Source organism: Butyricimonas paravirosa (genome assembly GCF_032878955.1).
Lineage (GTDB): Bacteria > Bacteroidota > Bacteroidia > Bacteroidales > Marinifilaceae > Butyricimonas > Butyricimonas paravirosa.
Genome location: NZ_CP043839.1, coordinates 2,949,921 through 2,976,376, shown reverse-complemented (window position 1 = coordinate 2,976,376; position 26,456 = coordinate 2,949,921). Strand labels below are relative to the sequence as shown.

Below are 26,456 nucleotides of genomic sequence, written 5' to 3'. Positions count from 1 at the left end.
TGAGCTAAAGGTTTAAAGTTAAAGACTAAAAGTATTATTCTTCACCCAGTTCTTCCCAGGCTCTTGCGCGCTCAACAGCTCTATGCCATTTATGGAGCATAGCGTTCACGTGTTCCTCTGTGTCAATAGGGGTAAATTCCCGATCGATACTCCATTGTTGGCGTAATTCTTCCGTGTCCCGCCAGTATCCGGTAGCTAGTCCGGCCAGATATGCGGCTCCCAGGGCTGTTGTTTCAAGAATCTTCGGACGGATCACGGTTTCCCGGCAAATGTCACTTTGGAATTGCATCAGGAAGTTATTGGCCACGGCTCCACCATCTACCCGCATCTCCGGAGAGGTACGTTTCGTGTCATGTTCCATGGCTTTCAGAATGTCGTAGACTTGGAAAGCTATGCCTTCAAGTGTGGCCCGGGTAATATGTGCGGGGGTTGTCCCTCTCGTAAGGCCCAGCATGGCACCTCGGGCATATTGATCCCAGTATGGGGCTCCCATACCCGTGAGGGCAGGGACGAAGTAGACTCCGCCGTTATCCGGTACAGAAGTCGCCAGCGTTTCACTTTGGCTTGCACTTTGGATCAAATTGATACCATCACGTAGCCATTGTATGGCGGCACCTCCCACGAAAACACTTCCTTCTAGGGCATAAGTTACAGAATCTCCAATCTTCCATGCAATCGTACTCAGCAAGTTATTCTCGGAAGTAATCACTTCGTTGCCGGTGTTCATCACCATGAAACATCCTGTTCCATAGGTGGTTTTCGTCATACCCGGTTCGATACAGAGTTGGCCGAATAGGGCGGCTTGTTGGTCACCCGCGATTCCCGCTATTGGAATTTTAGTTGAAAATAAGGTCGTTGCCGTTTCTGAATAAATTTCGCTACTACTTTTTACTTCCGGTAACATGGATTCCGGGATGTTGAACAGATCAAGAAGTTCTTTATCCCATTTCTGGGTATGTATGTTGAAAAGCATGGTACGCGATGCGTTGCTGACATCGGTAACGTGTACTCGTCCGTGAGTGAATTTCCAAACTAGCCAGCTATCAACGGTTCCAAAACATAGTTTTCCTTTTTCGGCTCTTTCCCGTACTCCTTCGATATTGTCGAGAATCCATTTGATTTTGGTGGCGGAGAAATAGGCGTCAATGATCAAACCCGTTTTCTCCCGGATCATATCGGTATATCCGTTTTCTTGTAATTCCCGGCAAATATCGGCTGTACGTCGGTCTTGCCACACGATGGCACGGTAAACGGGAAGGGACGTCTCCCGATCCCACACGATGGTGGTTTCACGTTGATTCGTGATCCCGATACAAGCAATGTCAAGTCCTGTAAGGTTTGCTTTGGCAACAGCCTCAGCCGCAACGGATGATTGCGAGTACCAGATCTCATTCGGATCATGTTCCACCCAAGCCGGATGAGGATAATGTTGTTCGATCGGTTTTTGAGCCATGGCAACGATATTGCCATCATGATAGAATAGCACGGCCCGGGAAGAGGTTGTTCCTTGGTCTAGTGCGAGTACATATTTTTCTGCTTTCATTTGATAGTTATTATAGTGTATAACTTGTGTTCGTTTATATTGTCACGCGTCAAATGGTTTGTTTCTAGCCCTCTCTTCACTCTTTTTGTCAACAAAAAGTTAGCCAAAAATAATTAATTCAAACCTTAATCCGGTATACGGTTTACAAATAAAAATGTTTTTTATATAAATTCAAAAATAAGGGGGAGAGCATTTTTTCGTATCTTCGGGGGAATGAATTTTATATTAATATTGAAAGAAAATGAAGAAATGGAATACCTTTTACCTGTTGCTTGTCGTAGTACTTGCAATTGTAATTTTAAAAACATCGTGTATGGGAGATCAGAAACAAGATGAAACGACTTTGAAGTCAAAGGCTGTTTTGGAAAATATAGCTGAACGGAAAAGTGTTCGGAAGTATTTGAATAAGAGTGTGGAGGAAGATAAGATCGATGCCATGGTGAAAGCCGGTATGGCGGCTCCTTCCGGTATGGACAGACGTCCGTGGGAGTTTGTGGTCGTGACGGATCGGGAGGCTCTTGATTCGATGGCTGCGAAATTGCCTTATGCTAAAATGTTGACAAATGCCCCGTTGGCTATTGTTGTCTGTGGGGATACGACACTTTCTTCTTATTGGTATCTGGATTGCTCCGCGGCAACACAGAATGTATTGTTGGCAGCGGAGGCATTGGGACTTGGTGCCGTGTGGACGGCAGCTTATCCTTATGAGGATCGGATTGATGTTGTACGCCAGAATACGGGATTACCGGAAAATATCGTGCCTCTTTGCGTGATTCCGATAGGTTACCCGGATGGCCCACAGAAAGCGAAAGATAAGTTTGACCCGCAACGAGTGCATCGGAATAAATACTAATTGGGAGAGGTTATGTCCACACGCTTGTCCATGTTTACTCCGGGGGTAAGCTAGGGATGGACTAAGACAAGTACCAAGCATCTACATGGCATGAACATAGCAAGTACAATCTCCAGTGTTCTTGCTATGTAAATGCTATGAAGTTGTTGTCTTTTTGTCCCGGTCTATCGGTAGACAAGGGCTAGCTAATATTTTAGAAAAGTAACAAGCTGAAAGCCATCAGCGCCATGCCTGCGACCAGTCCGTAAATGGATAGATGATGCGCCCCGTATTCTTTGGCGGTGGGCAAAAGTTCATCCAGGGAGATAAAAACCATGATACCAGCCACGAGTGCGAATAGGACGCCTAGGATAACAGAATTGATTCCGATAAAAGTGTAGATGAGGAAGAACCCGATAATTGCTCCTAAGGGTTCCGATAAGCCGGAGAGGAAGGATAGCTTGAATGCTTTCTTACGACTTCCGGTAGCAAAGAAAATAGGAACAGATACGGCAATTCCTTCCGGGATATTGTGTATGGCGATGGCAAAAGCAATCGGGTAGGCAATTTCGGGATTCGATAGCCCGGCAATGAATGTCGCTAATCCTTCCGGGAAATTGTGAATCCCGATAGCGAGAGCCGAGAATATTCCCATGCGCATCAACTTCTTGTCATGCGGTTGATTGGCATCCATGCTTTCCACGGATTTCACCTCGTGCGGATTCTCATACGAGGGAATGAGTTTATCAATGATAGCAATCAGACCCATCCCTGCAAAGAATGAAATGGCCACGATAACATCGGCTATTTTCTCGGAGTAGCTTTCTCGCAAAGCCTCTTGGGCTGTCGGGAATATTTCCACGAATGAGACATAAATCATCACTCCTGCACTGAATCCGAGGGAGAGGGACAGGAATTTCTTGTTGGTTTTCTTGGTGAGGAAGGCAATGGCACTCCCGATACCGGTTGATAATCCGGCGAATAAGGTGAGGGCAAAGGCAAGTAATACGTTATCCCAAGATAGTTCCATCGTTTATTTTGTGTAGACAAAAAAGCCAGAAAGGGTCTGTGGATCTTTTCTGACTTTCTGTGTTATTGTCTTCAGAGTTATTTCAGTGTTGATATAATACGGTGAAGACGTGTTAAAGTTTCTTCTTTTCCTAAGATTTCGATAATATCAAACATATGCGGGCCGTCGGCAGAACCGATAATAGCCAACCGGAAAGGATTCATGATTTTTCCGAATCCGATTTCTTTTCCGGAAACCCACTCTTTCACGGCCTCTTCCGTGTTTGGAGAGGTGAAATCGGCCACTTTTTCCAGTACCTCGATCAACTCCTGCATAAGTATCGGAGTTTCTTCTTTCCAACTTTTCTTCACGCCTTTCTCATCGTAAGCCTGAGGGGCATGGTAGAAGTACTGGGATGAGTTGTAGATGTCCGCGACAAAATTGGCTCTTTCTTTCAGAAGGCGACAAATCTTTTCCAGTTTTGCCATGTCATAAGAAATCCCGTCTTTTACAAGGAATTCGTTTAACTGAACGGCTAGTTCCGCGTCACTTTTTTGTACCAGGTATTTGTGATTAAACCATTTGGCCTTGTCCGGATTAAAGCGAGCCCCGGATTTGTTCACGCGTTCCAGCGAGAATTGATCGCACAATTCCTGTAACGTGAAGATCTCTTGCTCTGTTCCGGGATTCCATCCCAATAGAGCCAGCATGTTGATAAAGGCTTCCGGCAAATAACCGTCTTCTTTATACCCGTGCCATTTTTCTCCGGTTTCGGGATCGGTGAATTCCATCGGGAATACCGGGAATCCCATTTTATTTCCGTCACGTTTGCTTAACTTTCCGTTACCCACGGGTTTTAGAATTAGCGGCAAGTGAGCGAACTCCGGCATGGTATCTTCCCAACCGAAAGCACGGTATAATAACACGTGTAGCGGGAGAGAGGGTAACCATTCTTCTCCGCGGATTACGTGGGATATTTTCATCAAGTGGTCATCAACGATGTTTGCCAGATGATAGGTAGGCATCCCGTCAGCCTTGAATAAAACTTTATCATCAAGTAACGAGGTGTTGAAATGTACTTCACCCCGAATAATATCTTGTAAATAGAGATCCTCGTTTTCAGGCATTTTGAAACGGATCACGTAGTTTGCCCCGCTATCCAACAATGTCTTCACTTCTTCGGCACTCATAGTTAGCGAGTTCTTCATGTTCTTCCGGCTGATGGCGTTGTACATGAATGTTTCGCCTTTTGACTCGCAGGCAGCCCGTTGTGCGTTAAGTTCTTCCGCGGAGTCAAAAGAATAGTAAGCATTCCCTGATTCCACGAGTTGTAGGGCGTATTGTTTGTAAAGCGGTTTCCGCTCGCTTTGACGATAGGGGCCGTATTCACCTCCCACGCCGACACCTTCATCGACAGTGAGGCCGCACCATTTTAATGATTCGATAATATATTCTTCGGCACCCGGAACGTAGCGGGTTTGATCCGTGTCTTCAATTCGTAATAAAAAATCACCCCCGTGATGACGGGCAAATAAATAATTGAAAAGAGCTGTTCTCACACCTCCTAGATGGAGGGCTCCGGTAGGACTGGGAGCAAATCTTACTCGTACTTTTCTATCCATTGTTTATTGATTTTGAATATTATGCCTGTTCGTTTGTTTCCTGGTTTTCGTCGAAATCGGAATCCTCGTCTGAAGAAGGTTCCGTGTCTTTCGGTGCTTTTTCCTGTTCCAGTAATTGATGCAACAGGTCTTTGGCATATTTAATGGCATAACGTTCCGCCTCACTTTTGGAGTTTATGCCACTCTTGATTTGTTCCGCGTAACTGAACGGGCTGTCCGGCCCTTCGGTAAGAAGGTACAGGGTAAAATTACTATGCCGATCCCGACTTTTACTAGTTAGTCCAAACCACATTTCAATCGTGCGATCTTCCAAGTATATGTTGCGCTTGAACTTATACATTACCTTCTGTTTTTAGGCGGGTTTTTGAAATTCAGAATACCAACGGCTACGGCTAGGGAAGCCATGGCTCCCACGTTTACATATACTGCCGTGCGGTCTCCACCATGATACATGCTGAGTACGCTGGAAATCATGATCAGGAACGCGGCTAAAATTAATAAGTATCTGGCTATTCGCATACTGGTGATGAATAATTGTGTTCAATTGAGTTTTTAACCGGGTTGGCATAAATTTCAAGGAAGATATTATTCAAGATAGAACGATTACCTTCTAATTTTTCCAACTTTTCAGCCATGACACGGATAAAGTTTTCTTTCTCTTCCTCGTTGTATTTGGAAGCGAATTTATTCGTGCTGTGGAGTAAATCGTAGGCGATATAATTATTCGGCCACAATTTGAAGTTTCCTTGAATACGGGCATCCATGAATGCGGCTAGTTCCGCAATCCGGTCTCCGTTGTTGGCTTGCTCGTCGATCTCGATTAGTTCATGATCGATGGGAGGGGTGATGGCAAAATGTACCCGTCCTTTGAATCCGGATAAGCCTTGTTGCATACTTCGCATATCGGCTGCCGGGGTTTTCACGTATTCGCCCACGGTCTTTTGATACAATTCGTCTGTTTTCAGATCGTCACAAGGTTCCCATTCGTAGGAAATTGAAACCGGAACAACCCGGAGTTCTTTAAAGTTTTCCACGAAGTCTTTGGGACCGCTCATACGGAACATTTTCAACAGACTATGTTGTGTCCGGTCGTCCCCATTTTTGGTACGTCCTTCTTTTTGCGCGATCCAAACAGAATCTTTATTTTCATAAATAACATCCCGTAAATAATGAGAACGTAGGTTGGCACTGGTAATCATGTCTCTTACCGGTAATCCGCGTTCAATGATGAAACAAGCATCCAATTTAACCAGGTCGGTAACCCATTTATTGATTAATAAATTACTCCCGATAGCTGCCTCGCAGTAGTGGCATCCTCGTTCACACAGTAGCACGTTAAGTATAGCCGAGTCCAAAATGATGTCCCGGTGGTTGGATACGAAAAGGTAACTCTTGTCTTTCTCGATGTATTCCAATCCGGTGGCAGTAACTCCTTTGGTCGTTCCGGCGATCAACCGTTGAATCGTCGGGCCAAAGAATTGAGCTTGAAATTGCTCTCTGCTCGTGATGCCTTGTAATTGTTCTTGTATTTTGCTTTTATCAACCCTTGTCATTTGGGAGAAAAGTGTCAGAAATTCTTCTGCTTGGCTCAGGCGCTCTACGGCGGCCGGAATTTCTTCTCCGATATAGGGTCTGATTGCGTTAAATTGGGAATCCGAAGTCATGTCGTAATTTTAGTTATTAGAAATCACGAAGCAAAGATAGATAAGAAATTTGACAATTGAAAATTGACAATTGAAAATGAGGGGAGAAAGCCCTAGTTTATATGGATTATCCATTGGGATATGGATAAAAAAACTGTGATTTAGCCATTCTTGATATCAAGGTCAATGGCTAAATCACAGGATTTTTTAGCTTGCAGTTGTATTATACTCTTCCGGGATATACTTCGAGTGCTTTGGCTAATGTTTCCATGGCACCTTTCAATTCCTCGATTTTGAGTACGTAAGCGATACGAACTTCATCTTTCCCAAGTCCCGGGGTTGAATAGAATCCGCTGGCCGGAGCGACCATCACGGTTTGTTTGTTGTATTCAAACTCTTCCAGTAACCATTTTGCGAAAGTATCGGCATCATCCACGGGAAGTTTTACCACGGCGTAGAAAGCTCCTCTGGGTTTCGGGCAAACAACTCCCGGCATTTTGTTCAGGGCCTCTACCATGAAATCACGTCTTTCGATATACTCGTTGTACACGCTTTCGAAATATTCGGCCGGGGTGTCCAGTGATGCTTCGGCAACAATCTGTCCGATTGCCGGGGCGCACAGACGGGCCATTCCGAATTTCAAGGCAGCCGCCATAACCTCTTTGTTACGAGTAACCAAAGCACCCACGCGCAATCCACATTCGCTATATCTCTTTGACACGGAATCCAGCAAAATCACGTTTTGCTCGATACCTGCCAATTGCATGGTAGAGAAATGTTTGTAACCGTCATAACAGAATTCACGATATACCTCGTCTGCGTACAGATACAAATCGTGTTTCTTCACGATTACAGCTAGTTGCTCCAGTTCTTCCTTGGAATACAAATAGCCTGTCGGGTTATTCGGGTTCACGATCACAATTCCTTTTGTGCGGGGAGTGATCACTTTCTCGATTTCGCTGATCGGGGGCAGGGCAAAGTTATTCTCGATAGAAGAAGTAACGGTTTTTACCTTTACACCGCACATCAAGGCGAAAGCCGTGTAGTTCGCGTAGAATGGTTCGGGGATAATAATTTCGTCACCCGGGTTTAATGTAGACATGAAAGCGATCGTGATGGCCTCAGAGCCTCCGGTCGTGATCATGATGTTATTTTCATCGATATTGATTCCGATGTTCTGGTAATATTTGGCTAGTTTTTTTCTGTAAGAGATATTTCCTGCAGAGTGAGTGTATTCGATCACTTTTTCGTTACAGGTTTTTAATGCCTGCAATGCAACATCGGGAGTCTGAATGTCCGGTTGTCCGATGTTCAAGTGGTATACTTTGATACCTCTTTCTTTAGCTTTGTCCGCGAACGGAACGAGTTTACGGATGGGCGAAGAAGGCATCGCCATTCCTTTTTCTGAGATTTGTGGCATAAGTTATTTGAGTTTAAATTTATCCTGTACAAATATAGACATATTGAGTGATTTTAATTCAATCTGCCATTTTTTTTAATTTGTCTCGATTTAATAATTTAATTTTCCTCCCCTTCACTTCAACCAGTCCTTCGTTCTTTAAATCAGAAAGTAGGCGAATTAGCGTTTCTGTTGCGGTTCCTACGAAGTTACTTAAATCTTCCCGGGTAACGTTAAGTTTTAAAGTCCCGTCTTCTTCTACCCCGAAATCGGATGCGATCAATAACAGGATTTCTGCCAATCGGGCTTTCACCGATTTTTGTGCGATTTCCCGGATATATCGATTCGCGTCACCCAGTTCTTTACAGGCAATCTGCATCATCTCGTAGGCAAAGCTGGGACTGTGGGTGATCATGTGCATCAAAGATGCATTGGGAATGTAACACAGGATGCAATCGGACATCGTTTCCACGGAAGTACAGGCGGCCTCGTTACGAATGACCGAGCGGAATCCGAAAATGTCGCCTTCTTTTCCGAAACGAATGATCTGATCTTTTCCGGCTACCCCGGTCTGGAAGATTTTCACGATACCCGAGAAAAGGAAATAGCATCCTTTAATACGGGCTCCTTCGTTGTAAATATATTCTCCTTTTTTATAGAATTTGATGGCATTATCCACGAACAGGGCCTCGATTTCCGAGTCCGTCACGTTTTTAAATGTCAGCTTGAATTTACTGATGCATTCGATTACGTCTGGTAATAAAGCCTCTTCTTTCATAGTCAAGTCTGCTGTTGTTTATATGGAACAGATTGTTTGATAAATGGATTCACAATCATATCCACATTCATGGTAAAGTTGTTGTTGTGTTCCGTGTTCCACGAAATGATCGGGAATACCCAGTCGCACGATTTTTGCTGAATAGCCGTGGTCTACCATAAATTCAAGTACCGCACTTCCTAACCCACCAACAATTGTTCCGTCTTCCAAGGTAATGATTTTTTTGAATTTATGGAATACCTCGTGAAGTAATTCTTCATCCAGTGGTTTGAGGAATCTCATATCGTAGAAGGCTACGGAACGATCTGTCGTTTTTTGTATGGCTTTCAACGCCTCATTCCCGATGGCCCCGATGGAAAGAATGGCAATATCGTTTCCCTCAATCAGGCAACGGCCTTTACCGATGGTTAATTCTTTGAACGGGGTGCGCCAGTCAACCATGGTTCCGTTACCCCGCGGGTAGCGAATGGAGAATGGTCCTTGATCCGGTAATTGAGCCGTGTACATCATATCACGTAATTCCTCCTCGTTTAAAGGAGAGGCGATTGTCATGTTCGGGATGCAACGGAAACTTGCTAGGTCGAAAGCCCCGTGATGTGTTGATCCGTCGGCTCCTACCAGTCCGCCTCGGTCAAGGCAGAAAACCACGTTCAGTTTCTGAAGGGCCACGTCATGAATCACTTGATCATAGGCGCGTTGCATGAATGAAGAGTAGATGTTACAGAACGGGACGTACCCCTGTGCCGCAAGTCCGGCGGAGAAAGTCACGGCGTGTTGTTCTGCGATACCCACGTCAAAACAGCGGTCAGGCATCTCTTTCATCATGATATTCAAGGAGCATCCACTGGGCATGGCAGGGGTGATTCCCACGATCTTGGAATTGGTGTGTGCCAGTTCCAAAATGGTATTTCCGAACACGTCCTGAAATTTAGGAGGTGTGTTAGGTTTATTCTCTTTGATCAGCTCTCCGGTTTCCTTGTTGAACTTTCCGGGGGCGTGCCAGGTTGTCTGGTCTATTTCCGCTTGTTTGAATCCTTTTCCTTTGACCGTGATACAATGCAAAAGTTTAGGACCTTTTATATCTTTCAAATCTCTCAGTACCTTGATGAGGTGGTTTACGTCATGGCCGTCCACGGGACCGAAGTACCGGAAACCAAGAGCCTCGAACAAGTTACTTTGGCGTAACATGAGCGATTTGATGCTGTTATCTATTTTCTGGATAAAGTTCCGGGCGCCCGGACTGATTTTGTTGATCCGACCGAGAATATGCCAGATGTCCTCCTTGAGCTTGTTGTAGGTCTTTGAGGTCGTGATGTCCAGCAAATACTCGTTCATCCCGCCCACATTCGGGTCGATGGCCATGTTGTTGTCATTTAGAATGACTAGCAAGTTGGAGTTATTTATACCGGCATTATTCAAGCCTTCAAAAGCCAATCCCCCGGTCATGGCACCGTCTCCGATGATGGCAACCGACTGGCGGTCTTCCTCCCCGTTCATTTTTGCAGCAACAGCCATACCTAAGGCGGCAGAAATAGAGGTCGAGGAATGTCCCGTTCCGAATGCGTCGTATTTGCTTTCACTTCTTTTAGGGAAACCACTGAGACCTTTATATTGCCGGTTGGTAGAGAAATTATCCCGTCTCCCGGTCAGAATCTTATGAGGGTAGGCTTGGTGTCCGACGTCCCATACAATATTATCGTAAGGAGCATCAAACACGTAGTGTAACGCGACGGTCAGTTCGACAACTCCCAGCCCGGCGCCAAAATGCCCCGGGTGTTCCGAACACTCGTCAATGATTTTCTCGCGCAGTTCCTTGCATAATTGAATCAGGTCGTCTTCCGGGACCTTTTTCAAATCATCGGGAGAATTTATAGTGTTTAGTATATTTCTTTTTTCCTCACTCATGATTAGTTATTGAAAACAATAGGGGAATTTGTCTTTTTAATTCTCCATTTTCAATTAGTACACGATTGTTCCGATGTTTTCTCCCAGTATGACCTTTTTAAGGTTACCCGGCTGATCCATGTTAAACACGATAATCGGTAAATGATTTTCTTTACACATGGTTGTTGCCGTCAAATCCATGACTTTAAGTCCCCGGTTGTATATTTCATCATACGTGATTTTGTCAAATTTCGTTGCCGTAGGGTCCTTTTCCGGGTCTGCCGTGTAGATTCCGTCTACGCGGGTGCCTTTAAACATGGCGTCTGCCTCGATTTCGATTGCCCGTAAGCTACTGGCCGTGTCTGTCGTGAAGTAAGGATTTCCGGTACCCCCGCTGATAATCGTCACGTGTCCGGATTTCAAATATTCCATGGCTTTGGCTTTCGAGTAAAATTCCCCGATAGGCTCCATGCGAATGGCAGTTAGTACCTTGTTTTTACAGCCTTCGTTGTCCAAGGCGGAACTTAAAGCCAAACTATTGATAACGGTTGCCAACATACCCATGCTGTCCCCTTTTACCCGGTCAAAACCTTTATTTGTGCCACTCAGTCCTCTAAAAATATTTCCACCTCCGATGACGATTCCGATTTGGATTCCCATCTCCGCGATTTCATGAATTTGACGGGCATAGCTTTCCAGACACCGGGTGTCAATACCATATTTTTGCTCGCCCATTAAAGATTCTCCACTGAGTTTTAACAAAATTCGGTTATATTGCATATCTTTGTTCGTTTAAATTTTATAACAAAAACCAGAAAAAAAACGTTGTTCCTGCACGTAAAAACGTAACAACAAAGCTAGTGATTTTTGTTATAACTATAATTTAAATTCATAATATAAATTTTTCGGCAGATGAATAAGACCGCAAACTATCAATTAACTATCATTGTTCCAGTGTATAACGAAGAAGGGAATATCTTAAGGTTAGAGAAAGAATTGGGAGAGTTTTTAAAGGATGCGAAGGTGTCTTCTTGCGTGTTATTCGTGAATGACGGTTCGAAAGATGATAGCGAACGTTTGATTCGGGAAGTTTGTGGGCGTAACGAGGCATTTTTCTTTTTGAATTTGGCTCGAAACGGGGGACTGAGTGCTGCCATGAAAGCCGGAATCGATAATAGCTTTTCAAAATGGGTCGGCTACATTGATGCTGACCTCCAGACCACTCCACGGGATTTTAATAAATTGTTGGAATTTGTGGATCAATACGAGATGGTCATGGGCATCCGTACCGGACGGAAAGATAGTTTTGTCAAGAATATGTCTTCTCGTATCGCGAATGGATTCCGCCGGATGATGACGCATGACGGGGTTGAAGATACAGGTTGTCCTCTGAAGGTTTTAAGGACGGATTACGCCAAAAGAATTCCTTTCTTCACGGGGATGCACCGTTTTCTACCGGCTTTGATTCAATTGCAGGAAGGACAAGTGAAACAGGTTCCGGTTCGTCATTTTCCCCGTATTGCCGGGAAGTCTAAGTATAATCTGGCCAATCGCTTGGTCGGGCCCTTTAAAGATTGTTTTGCTTACCGCTGGATGAGAAAAAGGTATATCAACTATCAAGTCGCCGAGAATAATTTGAATTCTTGAGATGTAGTTTCTAGCTTTTAGTTTTTATCTTTAAACTTTTAGTTTACAAAATGATTTATGTTATAGGATTTCTTGCTCAGGTGTTTTTTTCTGCCCGGATTCTTTTACAATGGATCTTATCGGAGCGGGCCAAAAAAGTGATCTCTCCGGCTATTTTCTGGCAGCTGAGTATCGTGGGTTCCTACCTGTTATTTGTATATGGATGGTTGAGGGATGACTTCGCGATTATTCTGGGACAAATCATATCTTACTATATCTATATCTGGAATCTGGACAAAAAACATCAATGGAAGAAATTACCGTTTGTTATCCGGACACTATTACTTCTGACCCCGGTGGCGGCAATTTTATACATGCTTAAAGATGCAAGCGCTTTTGTCGATCAGTTCTTTCGGAACGAAAAGATACCTTTGTGGCTCTTGATCTACGGGTCTATGGGACAGATTATTTTCACCTTGCGTTTTGTTTACCAGTGGATCTACTCCAAACGAAAAGATGAATCACTTTTGCCGATAGGCTTTTGGGTGATCAGCCTCTTTGGTTCCCTGATCATCGTTTCCTATGCTATCTATCGGCGTGATCCCGTGTTAATTTTAGGGCAGTCAACCGGGTTAATCGCTTATAGTCGGAATATTTATTTGTCCAGAAGAGCCGGAAACTAAAACAGGTTGTAAATACCTGCCTATTTTCAAGAACTAATAATTTACAACCTGTTAGAAAAGATTCGATATGAATTTTATGATTTTAATTCATTCATTTTTTCGATGATTTGTTCCCGTTCATCTTGTAGTTTTTGTTTTTGAGAATCGTCACTTGATTTTATCGCCTGATCAATCCACTTCAGTGCATAGGTCAGAGCTTCATAATTGTTCGAATACCAGCAAATTTGTCGGGACATCATAATCATGTAAGTTTGTTTGTCCTTTCCTTTGGGAATATTGAGGTCAATGGCATGGTCGATAGCCTTAACCATTGCCATCCAGTCTTTGAATTTATACTGGGTGGGCATCAAGTAAATAAGCCATTCGGTAGATTTTGGGTAGTCGGTATTTTGAAGGCATTCCAAAATATCTCTGTACTCTTTTGATTCAATGGGGGGAGTTTGTCCGTACGTGTACGTGCGGAGTTTTCCGTTAAACATTTGGTCAATTTTTCCATTGACGATTTGTTGTCCAAACAATTTATAGAATTCTTCCCGATGTTTGAATACATAACTTCCTTCTCGACTAACAGGGGACTCGTTGTAGCGCAAGAACACGTTCCAGTATTTGGGTGTTTTTAAAGAATCTACATGAAACGAGGGTGAGAAAATATTTTGTAATACGGAGTCTCTCTGGGTTCTTAAACCGGCAATATGAAGAGTTTCCAGATAGTTGATCAGGAATTCTGAAGATCGGTTCCCGTTGTCATACATTAATTTTTGTGCAGTCAGATTATTTTTCACGTCTAGACCTTGGCGTAGGCGGGCCATCATTTCGCCTGCGGTACATTTTCCTTCCATCCGGTGCATGACCCTACCATTCGCATCGCAGATTAGAAGTACGGGTTCCGTGTAAACCTCGTAAATCTTACTTAATCGTTTCTTTTCGGGGCCTTCGGTATAATCAACACTCACGAAACGTTCATTGATAAAATCTGCTATACTATCGATTGTGAATATTTTGTTTTTAATAAATAGACAAGGGGAACATCTTGGAGAGCCGAAATCCAATAATACATGTTTCTTTTGTTTTTTCGCTTTTTTTAGAATGTCCTGTAAAGGGATATTTTTGGGCAAATCCACTTGTCGGTTTTGTCCGTGTACTCCCGTTAGCAAAATAGTTGCTAACAGGAGTAAAAAATACTTTTTGATCATAACAACATTATTTTTGGAGTCGAATTCCATCTAGACAGAACCAGGCGGGAATCAAACTCTGCTGATTATTATCCCGATACGAACACTCTACATTGAAAACGACTTTATCAACAACCCCCAAGGATTGCAAATCGGCTTTTATCCAGTCTGAACGGAGAAAATTGAATGTTGGATTTGCCGGATCGGCTCCCTTGCGGCAGCACAAGTAAAATTCAACCGTTCCTGTGTGGGTATCTCCCAAGAAACCTTTAATGATCAGTTTAAAATAATCTCCGTCAAGGTTCAATGCCCGTTCCACTCCGGGTGCATAGGTTTGCCAAATACCCTTGGGTGCAGAAGGAACATTAGGATTAGCGATAGGAGTGGGGCCTGTATCTTTTCCATAATTCATTGCGAAATAGGCGTATGTCGTGTTTGCCACTAGAATATGCTCGACAATAGTAGCTTTATCCAGCGTGAAGTAAACATCATCATCTTTCACGCAGGCAACAGCGTACACTTCCGTTTGGTTGGGACGGGGCGTGTAAACGCTAAAACGATTAGAATCTAAGGCAGCATCAGTACCACTCCAAGTAAATGAACGATTACTTCGGCGGGAATACGCGAATCCGCTAAAAGTTCCGTCTGAATTCTTTTTCGTATTGAATGTTATTTCTCCGGATTTGAAACCGCCATCCGGAATGATATGAGTAAATTTTTCTAATTGTAATTCATTCAACGTAACATCATTGGGTTCTTTGACCAGTTTGTCATAGTCATCTTCACATGCCGTAAAGAGCATCGTGACACTTGCGAGTAAAATATAGATTAATTTTTTCATCACTTCAAGTTTTTAATTATCGAAACCGGGATTGGGTTTTATTTGACTGTTCACGTTGGTTTCCACGGCGGGGATTGGCCAACAATATTTATTTGTACTTACATCAGATACATCAGGCTTTAATGTTTTGAACCAAGGATTCCCGTCTTTTTCGAAACGCAGTGAAGCAAACCATTCGCTTCCGTTTTCTACAAATAATTCCAAACAATATTCTTTAAAGATAATGTCCATCAATTCATTGCGGGTTGCAGGTTCCGGGATTTGGGATAATACGGGATTGGTCCGGTTGTTTCGGAGTGTATTGATCGGAGCAAGAGCTTCTGCAATCGTAGCTCCTGTTCTGGCTCTTAATTCGGCTTGCATCAATAGTAATTCCGGGTAACGGAAATAATACGTGGTAAATTTGTCATTCATATCGGCACGTCCGCCTCTGGCAACTTTGGTTGGGCAGAAATATTGTTGTCCGTTAGCATTCAGGCGTCTGGCCCATCCCATTGTTACATCGTATCGGGGATCAGTCTCTAGCCATGAATTGAATTCTGGATAGAATGATTTCAGAGATGATGGTTCTTGACCGACCACCAGAAGATCACCCGTCTGTATGATGGTTTGCGTGTATGCGAATTCGGAATATGCCCGTCCGCTACCGTCTTCAAGATAACGAGCCCATAAAACTTCTTTTGAATCCCATGCTTCGTTATACATGTTTTTCATATCCGGGTCCATCTTGAAATCAGCTGGAAGAGTGGAAATCGTTTCATTCAATAGTGATAAAGCGTTTGCGTAGTCACTTTCCCAACCCCGGTTTAACAATAGTTTGACTTTCAACGCCTGTGCCAGTTGACGAGACAGGCGTTTGGAAGTTGTATAGTCTCCCAGATCCTTGATTGCTGTATCCAAGTCATCAAATATTTTTTGATAACTATCTTTTACACTCAAACGATCCCGATGTACGTTAACCATGTCGCTCAACTCTTCTCTATACAAAATCCCGTATGCATCATCTGTTTGAAAATGCCCGAAACACCATAACAAGTGTGCGTTTACCCATGCCCGGAAACAACGGGCTTCGGCGATCATTCGACTTTTTTCTTTTGTATCGGGGAATTTGTTATCTGCTAATGCTGAGATAGAAATGATGGCTGCATTTGCGGCATTCACACAGGCATACCATTGTTGCCAATAAGTAGCAATTCCACTGGTGGTGGAAGTATATGACATCGAATAGAATGTTGTTCCTCCCGCACGAGATACTCCTGCCTGAGAAGACAAGGCGCAAGCTAGGCTACCTCCGAAAAAGTCACTTCCGGAAGTACCACTTCCCAATGTTAATGAGGCATACATTCCATTGATAATGTTTTGTGCCCCGTCATAATCCACCACGGCATTTTCGAGGGTTTGTTTATGCACGGGCTCTTCTGTTAGGAAATCATCACAAGATGATAGGATGAATCCAAAGATCAAAATATATATGATTCTTTTCATGGTGCAGAATTTATTTGAATGTAAATTTAATACCAAGGCTATAGGTTCTCGCTGATGGATAAGTGCTGTAATCAACACCTTGCGCCACGGTTATTACGTCATTGGCGGTTGCAGATGTCGAGGTCGATCCGAAGTTCCCTTGCGGGTCAAAGCCCGGGTATTTCGTGATGGTGAACAAGTTGGATGCAGAGAAAGATAATTCCACGTTATTCACGAACGTTCCGGTAAACCATTTTGCTGGTAAGCGATAATTCAAGTTCAAAGAATTCATCCGTAAAAACGAGGCGTCGTGAATATACAGGTCACATAAAGCATTGGCCACGGTTCCTGCGTAGGCTAACCTTGGGAATAATGCATCGCCTCCTTTGAAATTGTAACTATCAAATATCGAGTTATACACATTGTAGGTCCCCACGCCGGATGTTTTCTCATATTGATAATACCACATTCTTTTCGCTCCGTACGAGTAAGTGAACACGGCGGTTGCGTATAAATTTTTCCAACTGAGAGAGAGGTTGAAACCTCCAAAGAATTTTGGATTGAAATTACCCAGTTTTACTTTGTCCTTTGCCGTGATCTTTCCATCTCCGTCTTGATCAATCAGGTATGCGTCACCCGGAGAATCATAACTTCCGAAATAATTTTCCTGCACTCCGGTAGATGACACCGGTTTCAGTGCGATAATTTCTTCTTGGGTTCGGAACAGCCGACCGGCGTATTGATAACCGTACCAGTCTCCGATGTGTCCGCCTTCAACCAAACGAACATATTCGTAATAGTAAGGCATTTTTAGCTCTTTCACGATCCCATCCAGTTTCTTTACTTTTCCGGAATTCGTGGCGATATTAAAGCCGATTTCAAAGTTCACTTTATCCGTCCGGATAACGTCACCCCGGATGTCAAATTCCCATCCGACATTGGCGATTGTTCCTACATTCTGGTTGACAGTCGTGTAGGATGAGTTTGCAGGCACGGAACCGTCATAAATCAGATTGTTGATTTGTTTATTGTAGTATCCGATTGTTCCGCGAAGGCGTTCGTTTAACAAACCGAAATCAAGACCCACGTCGACAGAGGTTGTTTCTTCCCATTGAAGGACCGGATTTCCCAAAGAAGTCGGCTTTGTTCCCGGTTGTCCGTCATAGGTTGCAGCTCCCATAAGGGAGATATAATCATAATTGCCTAAGTTCTGTGAACCGATTTTCCCGACAGAAGCCCGTAGTTTCAAATAAGGAATATATAATTTCAAGGGGGCCATAAATTCTTCTTCTGAGATCACCCAAGCGAGCGCTCCGGAAGGGAAATATCCCCAGCGCTTGTCCGGTCCGAACTTCGAGGAGCCGTCCGTACGGAAAGTAAAGGTTGCTAGGTAACGATTGTTGTATTTGTAATTCACACGAGCAATGGCTGATACGAGCGTGTTCCCGGCTTCATCACTATCTGCCCAGGAGTCAGCCCCACTACCTAGATTAATTAATACCTTTTCGTCTGGGAATTCTTCCGCACCACCGGAAAGCATTCTGGATTTGTATTTTTCGATTGAATGTCCGACCATGGCAACCAAATTGTGTTTGCCAAAAGTTTTCATCCAAGTCAGCGTGTTATCCCACACGTAGGTGTTGTTCTCACTATTACCTAAGTTGCGACTATTGTAGGCCGTGGCATATCCTCGTGTCCCTTTTTTCGAGAAAATGTCGGTTTGCGAATTCGTGTAATTGACCGTTCCGGTAGATTTGAATTTCAAACCGTCCAAAATTGTCCATTCCAGAAAGGCAGAACCGGAGAAAGTTAAACCTCGTCCATCGTTTCGGTTAGCCAGGGTTAAATGTGGGTTTTCGATCACCGTGCTTGTTGTTACCAGGTTAATACTTCCGTCTTCATTATATGCCGGGAAGTCTGGGCGGAATCGGATGATATTGTCAATAAGATTATCCTTGTTATTGGTTTTTCTGGACGATCCGGATAGATTGACGCCTAGTTTGACCTGTTTCCCGATTAATGTTTCAAAATTCAAACGCCCTGTTAACAGCTTGCTGCGTCCTCCCTTTACAACACCTTTTTGGTCATTATATCCGAAAGAGATAAAGTAGTTCGAGTTCTGTGTTCCACCTCGCACGGAAATGTCGCATTGTGTGGTCAAAGCATTCTGGGTCATTTCATCCCACCAGTCGGTATCTCCGTCCATGAAAGCATCGGGGAGTAATTCCAGCATACTGCCGTCCCATTGGCTCGTGTTCAATTGATTGAATTTGGATTCATTGAAAAAGAGTCGGGTATTGTAATCGAATCCGGCAATTTCAATGGATTGACGACCGACTGTCTCTACGAAACGCTTGTATTCTGCTGCATTCAAGGCGTTTAGCTTGTTTGAATTGATGGTCTGGATTCCGGCTCGGAGAGAAAGGTCCACGGTCGGCTGCATCCCTAGTTTACCCCTTTTCGTGGTCACGATGATGACACCGTTGGCGGCCCGGGAACCGTAGATTGCTGTTGCAGATACGTCTTTTAATATATCAATGCTTTCAATGTCTGATAAATTCAAGTTGAATAAAGCATTGGTTACGTCTCCTGTGGAACTTTGTGAATAATCGGGTACTCCGTCAATAACCCATAACGGTTGAGTGTTTCCGGTTAACGTTGAAATTCCTCGAATCATAACATTTACCGGGGAAGTGGGAGAGGCCGATTGAATCATGACGTTTACTCCGGGGGCCCGTCCTTGCAACATACTTTGCACGCTTGCTCCTGCCGGAGACATGGCAATATCCTTTTCCCCGAGTCGGGATACGGCTCCGGTAGCATCTTTTACTTTGGTGGTTCCATAACCGACGATAACCACCTCGTCAACGAAACTCACGCTATCTTTCAGTTGAATGATATTGAGTTTGTCGAAAACATTTGAGTTCAATGCGAACCGATATTTAGCATAACCGATGCTACTGATGACGAGTGTTTTCGCATCTTCCGGAACGTTGATTGAAAATTTGCCTTCCACGTCTGTAGCAACCCCTAAAGTCGTACCTTCTAAGATAACGGTGGCCCCGATAATAGGTTCTTTGTCTTTTTCCGAAATCACGCGTCCTTTCACGACCAGTTGTTTCTCCTCTTCAGCTTTTACCGTATTATTCTTACGTCTTAGCACCACGATACGATCTTCTTTTATCTGGTAAGCGAGGGGCGTGTTTTTAAATACAGCATCCAAAATTGTCACGATGTCCGCGTCTTTCAACGAGACGGTTATTTTAACACCTTCCTTATCCGTGTCGTTGTACACGAACGTGTAGTCCGTTGCCGATTCTAGGTACTCGATAACAAAATCAATCGAGGCGTTGTTGAAGTGAACATCCATCTTCTTGTTTTGACTCACTCCGTACGAGTAAGTGCAAAATGTCATGAAGATAAAAAGAGCAAATAGTTTTCCGAACATTCTCGGGTTAGGCCGAAAAAGTCTGAATCCCGCTTTGGGGATTGATGAATTTTTTTTCATGGTTATTGGTTTTTAAACGTACTAAAGTCTTTTTTTATTGTCTCTTTACATGTATAACAGAGTCTTGTTGTATAAAATCGATTTTTCCTGTAGCTTTTAATATTCCTAAAATAACATTACCGTTATCGTATTTTTTCATCTTTCCGGAGAAGATTAAGTCTTTTAATCTTTCTTCTTCGTACACGAATTTAACATCATACCAACGGGACAATTGTTTCAGGACCGTCTCCAAGCGAGTAGACTTGAAAATTAATCGTCCCTCTCTCCATGCCGTGAAGAGTTCCGTGTCTACCGTTTCAACTTGTGTTTCTCGTGTTGCTTTGTTGTAAGTGGCCTGTTCCCCGGGGTGTAGAATGGTCTTGTCGGATGATAATTGCACGGCACCTTCGACTAGAGTTGTTATAATTTCATGCTCGTCGGAATAATTCTGGATATTAAACTGAGTACCTAACACCGTTAAATCCAAATCCTTATTCCGAACGATAAATGGTTTTGTTTTATCTTTTCTGACATCGAAATAAGCCTCTCCGGAAACCAATTCGACTTGTCGCTTGTCCCCGGTAAAAACACGGGGGAATTTTAATTCTGTCTCTGAATTCATCCAGACACGTGTTCCGTCAGCTAACACAAGTTCGAACTCACCTCCTTTGGGTACATAAATTCGCAGGATTTCAGATGTTTCAAGCTGTTTTTTATGACGGGTACTATCTTTTATCGAATAGCATTGACCCGGCAGGGATATACGTACTTCCTGTTCGTTTTGTAGGATAGCCTTGGGAGAAATGGGTTCTAAGAATAACTCGACAATTTCGATCTTTTCTTCCGGCTTATCGGGGTATAGGAAATACACGCTGACACAGATAAAGCAAATGAATACGGCTGCATACCGTAAAAAATTGGTATATAACATTTTGCTTTTTCGGTAAGTCTTTTGTGAAATCTTTGTCCAAGCTCTTTGCTGGTTGAATAATAAAAATACCTCTTGTTCCGAGCGAATTCGTTCGTGATCCATGATTGTCCGGTACAAATCATCGTGATGTTTGTCCTCTTTCAACCAACGGGATAACTCCTCTTGCTGGTCGGGACTTACCTCCCCCGTGTAAGCTAGGAAAAGCAAATGGGCGATATGTTCACAATCTTTAGGTGTCATTGTTATCTCTTTTATAGTATAACAATCGACTCCTTCTAACGTACTATGCGGGATTTATTTTTTTGAAAATTATTTTGCACCAAGTGATATGAAAATGTAAAACAGGATTGTAAGATATTCATCCTTATATAGTTCCTTGAGAATTTTAAATCCTTTGACCTTCTGATTTTTTACCGTATTAATGGAAATGTTGAGGGCTTTGGCGATTTCGTCATTTTTCATTCCGGAAACAGACATATCGATAATTTTGCGGCATTCTGTGGGCAAGGACTCCAACCAGTGGTTTAATTTCTGGTCGAATTCGGCCATAATGATATAATCATCGTAAACGGCTTCATCTGTTTGGGCAACAAATTCTTTCAGTTTTGCTGCTTTCATTTGTTCATGTTTGGCATGATTCAGGCAAGCGTTACGTGCGGAGACAAAAAGAAAAGAACTGATTTTTTCGATACAATCAAATTTTTCCCGTCTGTTCCATAGAGCTACGAAAATGTCCTGCACAATATCGTCAACAGCATAAGGCGTGCGGATAAAATGGTAGGTATAGGAACACAAAATCTTATAATAGCGATCGAATATGACTTTGAAAGCCATAGGATCCCCTTCATTGAAAGATTTAATTAATGTTGTGTCCTTGATTGTTACCATGGGACAAATATAGGAAAAAATGTTTCACCTCTTAATCGTATTTTTCAAGATATAGGGATAAAGTATGTAAATGGATAGAAATACTTCTAAGGTTGATCATATAAAGACGATGTATTTAAAGTGGGGTGGATAAGATAAAAGTTTCCGATCTTCTCGTGATGGGTTTGTTGAATCCAGTTGGCGAGTGCCGGGGAACGTGTAACGTTCTTTTCTTTGACGAAAATCATGCAGTCGCCTTTCTGGTAGATATTAAATAAAGAATCTTCATTCGTGACCTTTATGGCCTCTTCCTTTAAATAAACGTCCATGTTTTCCCCGCTGCGGAATTTGTAATAGTAATAATGATCGATATTCTCTTCCTCGCATATATGATATGCTTCTTTCGCCATAGCGGTAAAACCGATGTATGGATTAATCCGGGGTAAGGCAAAGGCTCCCGTGAACAGGGTGGCTAGGATTCCCAGTGCGGCACAATTGATGGCCCGGTACATTTGTTTGCGATATAGTAAATAACAGGCTATTAAACTGAAGATAAACAATGTTATGATGGCGACATAAATAAATGGTGAGTCGGGAACATTAAATTTGTTGCGGATGAAAAATGCCACAATGGGAGCGATGGTAAGGGCTATCACGGGAATATATACGGAAAATGTGATCCATTTCTCCTTGATTTTCGGGAGCAACAGGATCGTCAAGTACGTGAAGAACGGGAACAGGGGTAGCATATAAATGTCCAGTTTTCCGCTGAACAGGGAAAGAATGACGAAAGTCGAGACGATTGCCGAGAGGAAAAGTTTTTCTTTATCTGTCGTGAGTAGTTTCTTTTTTATCGCGATAACGATTGTCGTGATGTACAGGATAGACCAGGGGGCCACGGAGTACCAGAACGTCACCCCGTAATACCAGAATGCTTTTTTGTGGTCGAACGAATCAATCGCTCGGTTTATAGTTTGATGGAAAAGAAGATTGTTCAAGTAAGTTGATCCTCCTTCGAGATAAATACCGAGAAACCATATGGCACAGAATCCCGATAAAATACCCCATTCCCGCCAGCCGAAATACCGGCAGAAGGAACGGATGTCTCTTTTCACCAGTAGAAAGACGAGCATGGTTATCAAGGGAACGATAAACCCGATGGGCCCTTTCGAAAAGATGGCCATGAAAATATAGAAGGGCAGCAAGAAACGGTCTCTCGGTTGTCCCTTGCCCGAATAACGTTTATAAAACGTGTACAGGGCAAGAAGAATAAACATACACATCAGCATATCCATGCGCAGGACAAGGCCCGAACCGATAAAAAATGCGCTTGTGAAGAGCATCAGCGAACCGTTCCATCTCAAGGATGTGGTGGTTTTTTCTTCAACCCATGTATTCATGATATAGACAGAAATCAGGGCGGGAATAATAGAAAAAAGTGAAAGACCAAACATATTATATTCTCCCCAGATCCATTTGCTCAACATGAGTAACCAGAAATAAAGGGGCGGTTTATCCGCGTAAAGTTCTCCTTGATGGTAGAAAGTAAAGAAATACCCGTCTCGCAGGGCCTCATCAACGATACTGAGGTATTTCAGTTCGTTGTTTGGAGTGAAATCCCGTAGGATCAACACGGGAATCACCAAAATAAGCAATATAAAATATCGTTCAATTTTCATGATTATAGTATGTAAATCCTTTTCGCGCAAAACACGTCCAAAATGTATACCAAAAATGTTTCTTTTTTGTTACATCCGGAGAAAAAATTCTTCCTGCATTATTTGAAGGATATGCTCTTGAAAATAGTTTTATTATTATAAATTTGCACTCTAATCTAAACGTGTACATAAGATTATGCAGAAAAACTATATTCATTATCTTTTTATTCTTATCGTTTGTTGGTTCGCCTTTTTCGTGAATAATGGTTCTGTTTATGAGGATATTATGGAGTCCCGTAATTTGGTCACGGCGCATGAAATGATTGAATATGACAACTGGTTGGTGCCTACCATGAACGGGGAACTGCGTTTGGAAAAACCCCCTCTTCCGACGTGGGTAGCCGCGGGAATCGAATATTTGCAACCGGATAATATATCTTTGCAGCGTGCTGCCGCCGGGATTATGGCCACGCTGATGGCTTTTTTCCTCTATTTCTTTGCTTCGGCTTTAAGTGGCAACAGGTTATTGGGATTGCTTTCCGCTCTGGTAATGGCGACCAGCTTTAATGTCATTATGGCAGGACGGGTGGCAACATGGGATATTTATTGCCATAGTTTTATGCTGGGAGCAATATTTTTCTTCTATAAAGGGATAAAGAGCGTGCGAACGAGTTGGGCTAATTTTGTTTGGGCCGGGATATTCTTGGGCTTGTCTTTCTTGGGTAAAGGGCCTGTGGCATTCTATGCGTTATTATTTCCTTTCTTGATCTCTTATATATGGATCTATCGTCCTTCTCTCAAGAGAAAAGGCTGGCCTATCGTGGTCATGTTGCTGTTATTTATAGTAATCAGCTTCTGGTGGCCGCTTTATCTGTATGTGTTCCATCGGGATACAGCCTTGTTCGTGCTGGCGAAAGAATCAACGGCTTGGATCGAGAGAAATGTACGTCCTTGGTATTACTACTGGTTGTTCTTTGCCGAGTCGGGAATCTGGGCTTTGTTCCTCTTGACCGGGTTATGCTGGCCGTGGTTAAAGAAGAAAATCAAAATGCGTAAGGAGTACACGTTTGCCGTTTTGTGGACTGTGGTTACTTTAGTGTTACTTTCTCTTTTCCCGGAGAAAAAAACTCGGTACTTGTTGCCGTTACTGATTCCGGCCGCGATGGTTGTGGCACATTATATCGTTTATATATTCACCGCCGCGAAGGAAAAAACGCTCACGACGAGTGATCGTGTCGTATTTCGTGTGAATGCTTTTATCCCGGCATTGATCGCTTTAGGAATGCCGGTTGCCGTCTATCTTCTATTTTACCGGGAAGGAGAAGTCGGGTTGACCCTTTTGATTATTGTTTCGATCCTGTTCCTTGTTGCCGCCTATTCAATTTTCGCGGGCGGGGTGAGGATAAAATCCATGAAAGTATTCACGGGAGTCGTGCTATTATTGATCCTTGTGGAAACCCTGTTGATGTCTCGTGTTGCCAATATGTTCAATAACACGGAGATCAAGAGTATCAAGGCCGTCCGTCAGATTGAAGAGTTACAACACGTACCTTTCTATTACCCGGCGGATGAGGAATTGAGAATCGAGCTGGTATACGAGGCTGGTCGCCGCATACTGCCTTGGGATATAAAAAGCGATACGACACTTTTGAATTCTTTGCCTGTCGTGTTGGTTTCCGGTAAACCAGCAACGGAAGTTCTGCCTGTCGGGATACAGGAGAAAGTAAATCTACGTTTGATAGATGTCTACGACAATAATAATCGTCCGAAATCAGATAAAAAGCGTTATTCTCCTAAATTTGTTCGTTACGTGACGATCTTGGAAAAGAAATAAAGTAAAAGAGCATTTTAAATAACTACCCCCACTAACTCCCCCTCACACAGGGGGAGAAATCGCTTGGTAATCAGCTCTCCCCCTGTGTAAGGGGGAGCTGGAGGGGGTAGTATGGTAAATACAGGCAGGACTTTTTAGGACAGTCCCTGCTTTTGTATGGGATGTTAAGGGAAAGTTGTTTTTCTGCAAATGAACCATTATGAACTTGATTTTTGAATGATATGCCCCTACCTTTGTATAAAAATTACAAGTTTTATTAAAATGAACATCATGTCAGGTAGAAAGAAGATCGGGTTTATACTAATAGCTTTGCTATATGCATGTTCTGGAGGATCCGGTAGTGGAGATCCGGAGCCAACGCCAGAGCCGACACCGGAGCCGGTACGGAAAGAAATTAAAATGCTTTTTGGCGTACAGGATATTGCAAGGGCAACAGATGCCACTTTCGAAGCTGGTGACAAGATTGGATTGTATGTTGTGAATTATGACGGGCAACAAGCTGGTGATTTGCAAAATACAGGGAATCACGTGAACAATATGCGTTTTGTTTACAATTCTTCTTGGACACCGGATCAGACCATATATTGGAAAGATGATGAAACGAAAGCGGATTTTTATGCTTACTATCCCTATTCTGGATCGGTAAGCGTGTCTGGCCATGTTTTTAACGTGAAAGCGGATCAGGCATCCGTGGATAATTACAAGGCGAGCGATTTCCTTTGGGGAAAGACCTCGGGGGTAAGCCCAACGGAACAGGCCGTTAATATCACGTTGAATCACGTTTTTAGTTGTGCGCAGGTAAAGGTGGAGCCGGGAAATGGTTTCACGCAAGCGGCATTGGATGAGGCTGCAATACAGGTAAAGTTTAATCATGTCCGGCTTGCGGCATCCATCAATCTGGCCACGGGAGAAGTTGAGGCTGTAAATGAAGAGCAAAGCATTATTTTGGGAAAGAATGACGGGTTGTACAGGGCGCTTGTTGTGCCACAAAGTATTAGTGAAACTGACTTATTGGTGGTTAACGTGAATGGAAAAGATTACACGTTGAAAAAAGGACATACTTTTGAGAAAAATAAAAGATATACTTTTACCGTGAAGGTGAATAAAACGAGTAATGGTATTAACGTCAATATCGGCCAATGGGACGATGATGGGGTGGATTATGGCGGGGTGGCAGAATAAT

General features: G+C 43.2%; 22 protein-coding genes. 5 read left to right on the top strand and 17 right to left on the bottom strand.

Annotation, left to right across the window (positions count from 1 at the left end; genetic code table 11):
* Nucleotides 1-34: 34 nt before the first annotated feature.
* Nucleotides 35-1,543 carry a glycerol kinase GlpK gene (gene glpK / locus F1644_RS12375; protein ID WP_168044052.1) on the bottom strand — a complete coding sequence of 503 codons (1,509 nt, stop codon included), beginning with the start codon at nt 1,541-1,543 and terminating at the stop codon, nt 35-37.
* Between the two features lie 241 nt (nt 1,544-1,784).
* Between glpK and F1644_RS12370 the strand changes: the two genes are divergently transcribed.
* Complete coding sequence (locus F1644_RS12370; RefSeq protein ID WP_118305250.1) at nt 1,785-2,396, top strand: nitroreductase family protein; 612 nt, start codon at nt 1,785-1,787, stop codon at nt 2,394-2,396.
* Nucleotides 2,397-2,589: 193 nt separating this feature from the next.
* On the opposite strand, the gene zupT is transcribed toward F1644_RS12370, so the two are convergent.
* The 9 genes from zupT to pyrH form a co-directional block, all read right to left on the bottom strand.
* The gene (zupT, locus tag F1644_RS12365) at nt 2,590-3,405 is read right to left on the bottom strand and encodes a zinc transporter ZupT (protein ID WP_118305251.1); all 816 of its coding nucleotides are present in this window, start codon (nt 3,403-3,405) and stop codon (nt 2,590-2,592) included.
* Between the two features lie 77 nt (nt 3,406-3,482).
* On the bottom strand, nt 3,483-5,006 hold the full coding sequence (gltX, locus tag F1644_RS12360; protein WP_118305252.1) for a glutamate--tRNA ligase: 1,524 nt from the start codon (nt 5,004-5,006) through the stop codon (nt 3,483-3,485).
* 19 nt (nt 5,007-5,025) lie between these two features.
* Nucleotides 5,026-5,346: a hypothetical protein gene (locus tag F1644_RS12355; protein ID WP_087419212.1), complete on the bottom strand. Its 321-nt coding sequence runs from the start codon at nt 5,344-5,346 to the stop codon at nt 5,026-5,028.
* Nucleotides 5,346-5,525, bottom strand: a complete 180-nt coding sequence (locus F1644_RS12350) for a hypothetical protein (protein ID WP_027200763.1) — start codon at nt 5,523-5,525, stop codon at nt 5,346-5,348. The genes F1644_RS12355 and F1644_RS12350 overlap by 1 nt, the downstream gene beginning before the upstream one ends.
* Nucleotides 5,516-6,670 carry a 1-acyl-sn-glycerol-3-phosphate acyltransferase gene (locus F1644_RS12345; RefSeq protein ID WP_087419211.1) on the bottom strand — a complete coding sequence of 385 codons (1,155 nt, stop codon included), beginning with the start codon at nt 6,668-6,670 and terminating at the stop codon, nt 5,516-5,518. The genes F1644_RS12350 and F1644_RS12345 overlap by 10 nt, the downstream gene beginning before the upstream one ends.
* 202 nt (nt 6,671-6,872) lie before the next feature.
* Nucleotides 6,873-8,069, bottom strand: coding sequence for a pyridoxal phosphate-dependent aminotransferase (locus F1644_RS12340; RefSeq protein WP_087419210.1), 1,197 nt, complete (start codon nt 8,067-8,069; stop codon nt 6,873-6,875).
* 58 nt (nt 8,070-8,127) lie between these two features.
* The gene (locus F1644_RS12335; protein ID WP_118305253.1) at nt 8,128-8,826 is read right to left on the bottom strand and encodes a Crp/Fnr family transcriptional regulator; all 699 of its coding nucleotides are present in this window, start codon (nt 8,824-8,826) and stop codon (nt 8,128-8,130) included.
* An 18-nt stretch (nt 8,827-8,844) separates the two neighbouring features.
* Nucleotides 8,845-10,731 (bottom strand): 1-deoxy-D-xylulose-5-phosphate synthase, encoded by a 1,887-nt coding sequence (gene dxs / locus F1644_RS12330; protein WP_118305254.1) that lies wholly within the window; start codon nt 10,729-10,731, stop codon nt 8,845-8,847.
* 54 nt (nt 10,732-10,785) lie between these two features.
* Nucleotides 10,786-11,490: a UMP kinase gene (gene pyrH, locus F1644_RS12325; protein ID WP_087419207.1), complete on the bottom strand. Its 705-nt coding sequence runs from the start codon at nt 11,488-11,490 to the stop codon at nt 10,786-10,788.
* Nucleotides 11,491-11,622: 132 nt separating this feature from the next.
* Here pyrH and F1644_RS12320 point away from each other — a divergent pair, with 132 nt between their 5' ends.
* Both F1644_RS12320 and F1644_RS12315 read left to right on the top strand, forming a co-directional pair.
* Complete coding sequence (locus tag F1644_RS12320; RefSeq protein WP_118305255.1) at nt 11,623-12,357, top strand: glycosyltransferase; 735 nt, start codon at nt 11,623-11,625, stop codon at nt 12,355-12,357.
* A 50-nt stretch (nt 12,358-12,407) separates the two neighbouring features.
* On the top strand, nt 12,408-13,019 hold the full coding sequence (locus F1644_RS12315; protein WP_087419205.1) for a lipid-A-disaccharide synthase N-terminal domain-containing protein: 612 nt from the start codon (nt 12,408-12,410) through the stop codon (nt 13,017-13,019).
* Nucleotides 13,020-13,093: 74 nt separating this feature from the next.
* Here F1644_RS12315 and F1644_RS12310 read toward each other — a convergent pair whose 3' ends face one another.
* The 7 genes from F1644_RS12310 to F1644_RS12280 all read right to left on the bottom strand — a co-directional run bounded on the left by F1644_RS12310 (nt 13,094) and on the right by F1644_RS12280 (nt 23,460).
* Complete coding sequence (locus F1644_RS12310) at nt 13,094-14,212, bottom strand: thioredoxin fold domain-containing protein (protein ID WP_158572007.1); 1,119 nt, start codon at nt 14,210-14,212, stop codon at nt 13,094-13,096.
* A gap of 7 nt (nt 14,213-14,219) precedes the next feature.
* The gene (locus tag F1644_RS12305; RefSeq protein WP_118305257.1) at nt 14,220-15,032 is read right to left on the bottom strand and encodes a DUF4465 domain-containing protein; all 813 of its coding nucleotides are present in this window, start codon (nt 15,030-15,032) and stop codon (nt 14,220-14,222) included.
* Between the two features lie 12 nt (nt 15,033-15,044).
* Complete coding sequence (locus F1644_RS12300; protein WP_118305258.1) at nt 15,045-16,517, bottom strand: RagB/SusD family nutrient uptake outer membrane protein; 1,473 nt, start codon at nt 16,515-16,517, stop codon at nt 15,045-15,047.
* Between the two features lie 10 nt (nt 16,518-16,527).
* Nucleotides 16,528-20,004: a SusC/RagA family TonB-linked outer membrane protein gene (locus F1644_RS12295; protein ID WP_118305259.1), complete on the bottom strand. Its 3,477-nt coding sequence runs from the start codon at nt 20,002-20,004 to the stop codon at nt 16,528-16,530.
* 34 nt (nt 20,005-20,038) lie between these two features.
* Nucleotides 20,039-21,154, bottom strand: a complete 1,116-nt coding sequence (locus F1644_RS12290) for a FecR family protein (protein WP_118305260.1) — start codon at nt 21,152-21,154, stop codon at nt 20,039-20,041.
* Between the two features lie 69 nt (nt 21,155-21,223).
* Complete coding sequence (locus F1644_RS12285) at nt 21,224-21,802, bottom strand: RNA polymerase sigma factor (RefSeq protein WP_087419199.1); 579 nt, start codon at nt 21,800-21,802, stop codon at nt 21,224-21,226.
* A gap of 86 nt (nt 21,803-21,888) precedes the next feature.
* Nucleotides 21,889-23,460 (bottom strand): ArnT family glycosyltransferase, encoded by a 1,572-nt coding sequence (locus tag F1644_RS12280; RefSeq protein WP_118305261.1) that lies wholly within the window; start codon nt 23,458-23,460, stop codon nt 21,889-21,891.
* Nucleotides 23,461-23,635: 175 nt separating this feature from the next.
* Between F1644_RS12280 and F1644_RS12275 the strand changes: the two genes are divergently transcribed.
* Nucleotides 23,636-25,273 carry an ArnT family glycosyltransferase gene (locus tag F1644_RS12275; protein WP_118305262.1) on the top strand — a complete coding sequence of 546 codons (1,638 nt, stop codon included), beginning with the start codon at nt 23,636-23,638 and terminating at the stop codon, nt 25,271-25,273.
* A gap of 270 nt (nt 25,274-25,543) precedes the next feature.
* The gene (locus F1644_RS12270; RefSeq protein ID WP_158571869.1) at nt 25,544-26,455 is read left to right on the top strand and encodes a fimbrillin family protein; all 912 of its coding nucleotides are present in this window, start codon (nt 25,544-25,546) and stop codon (nt 26,453-26,455) included.
* The last annotated feature ends 1 nt before the right edge of the window (nt 26,456 follow it).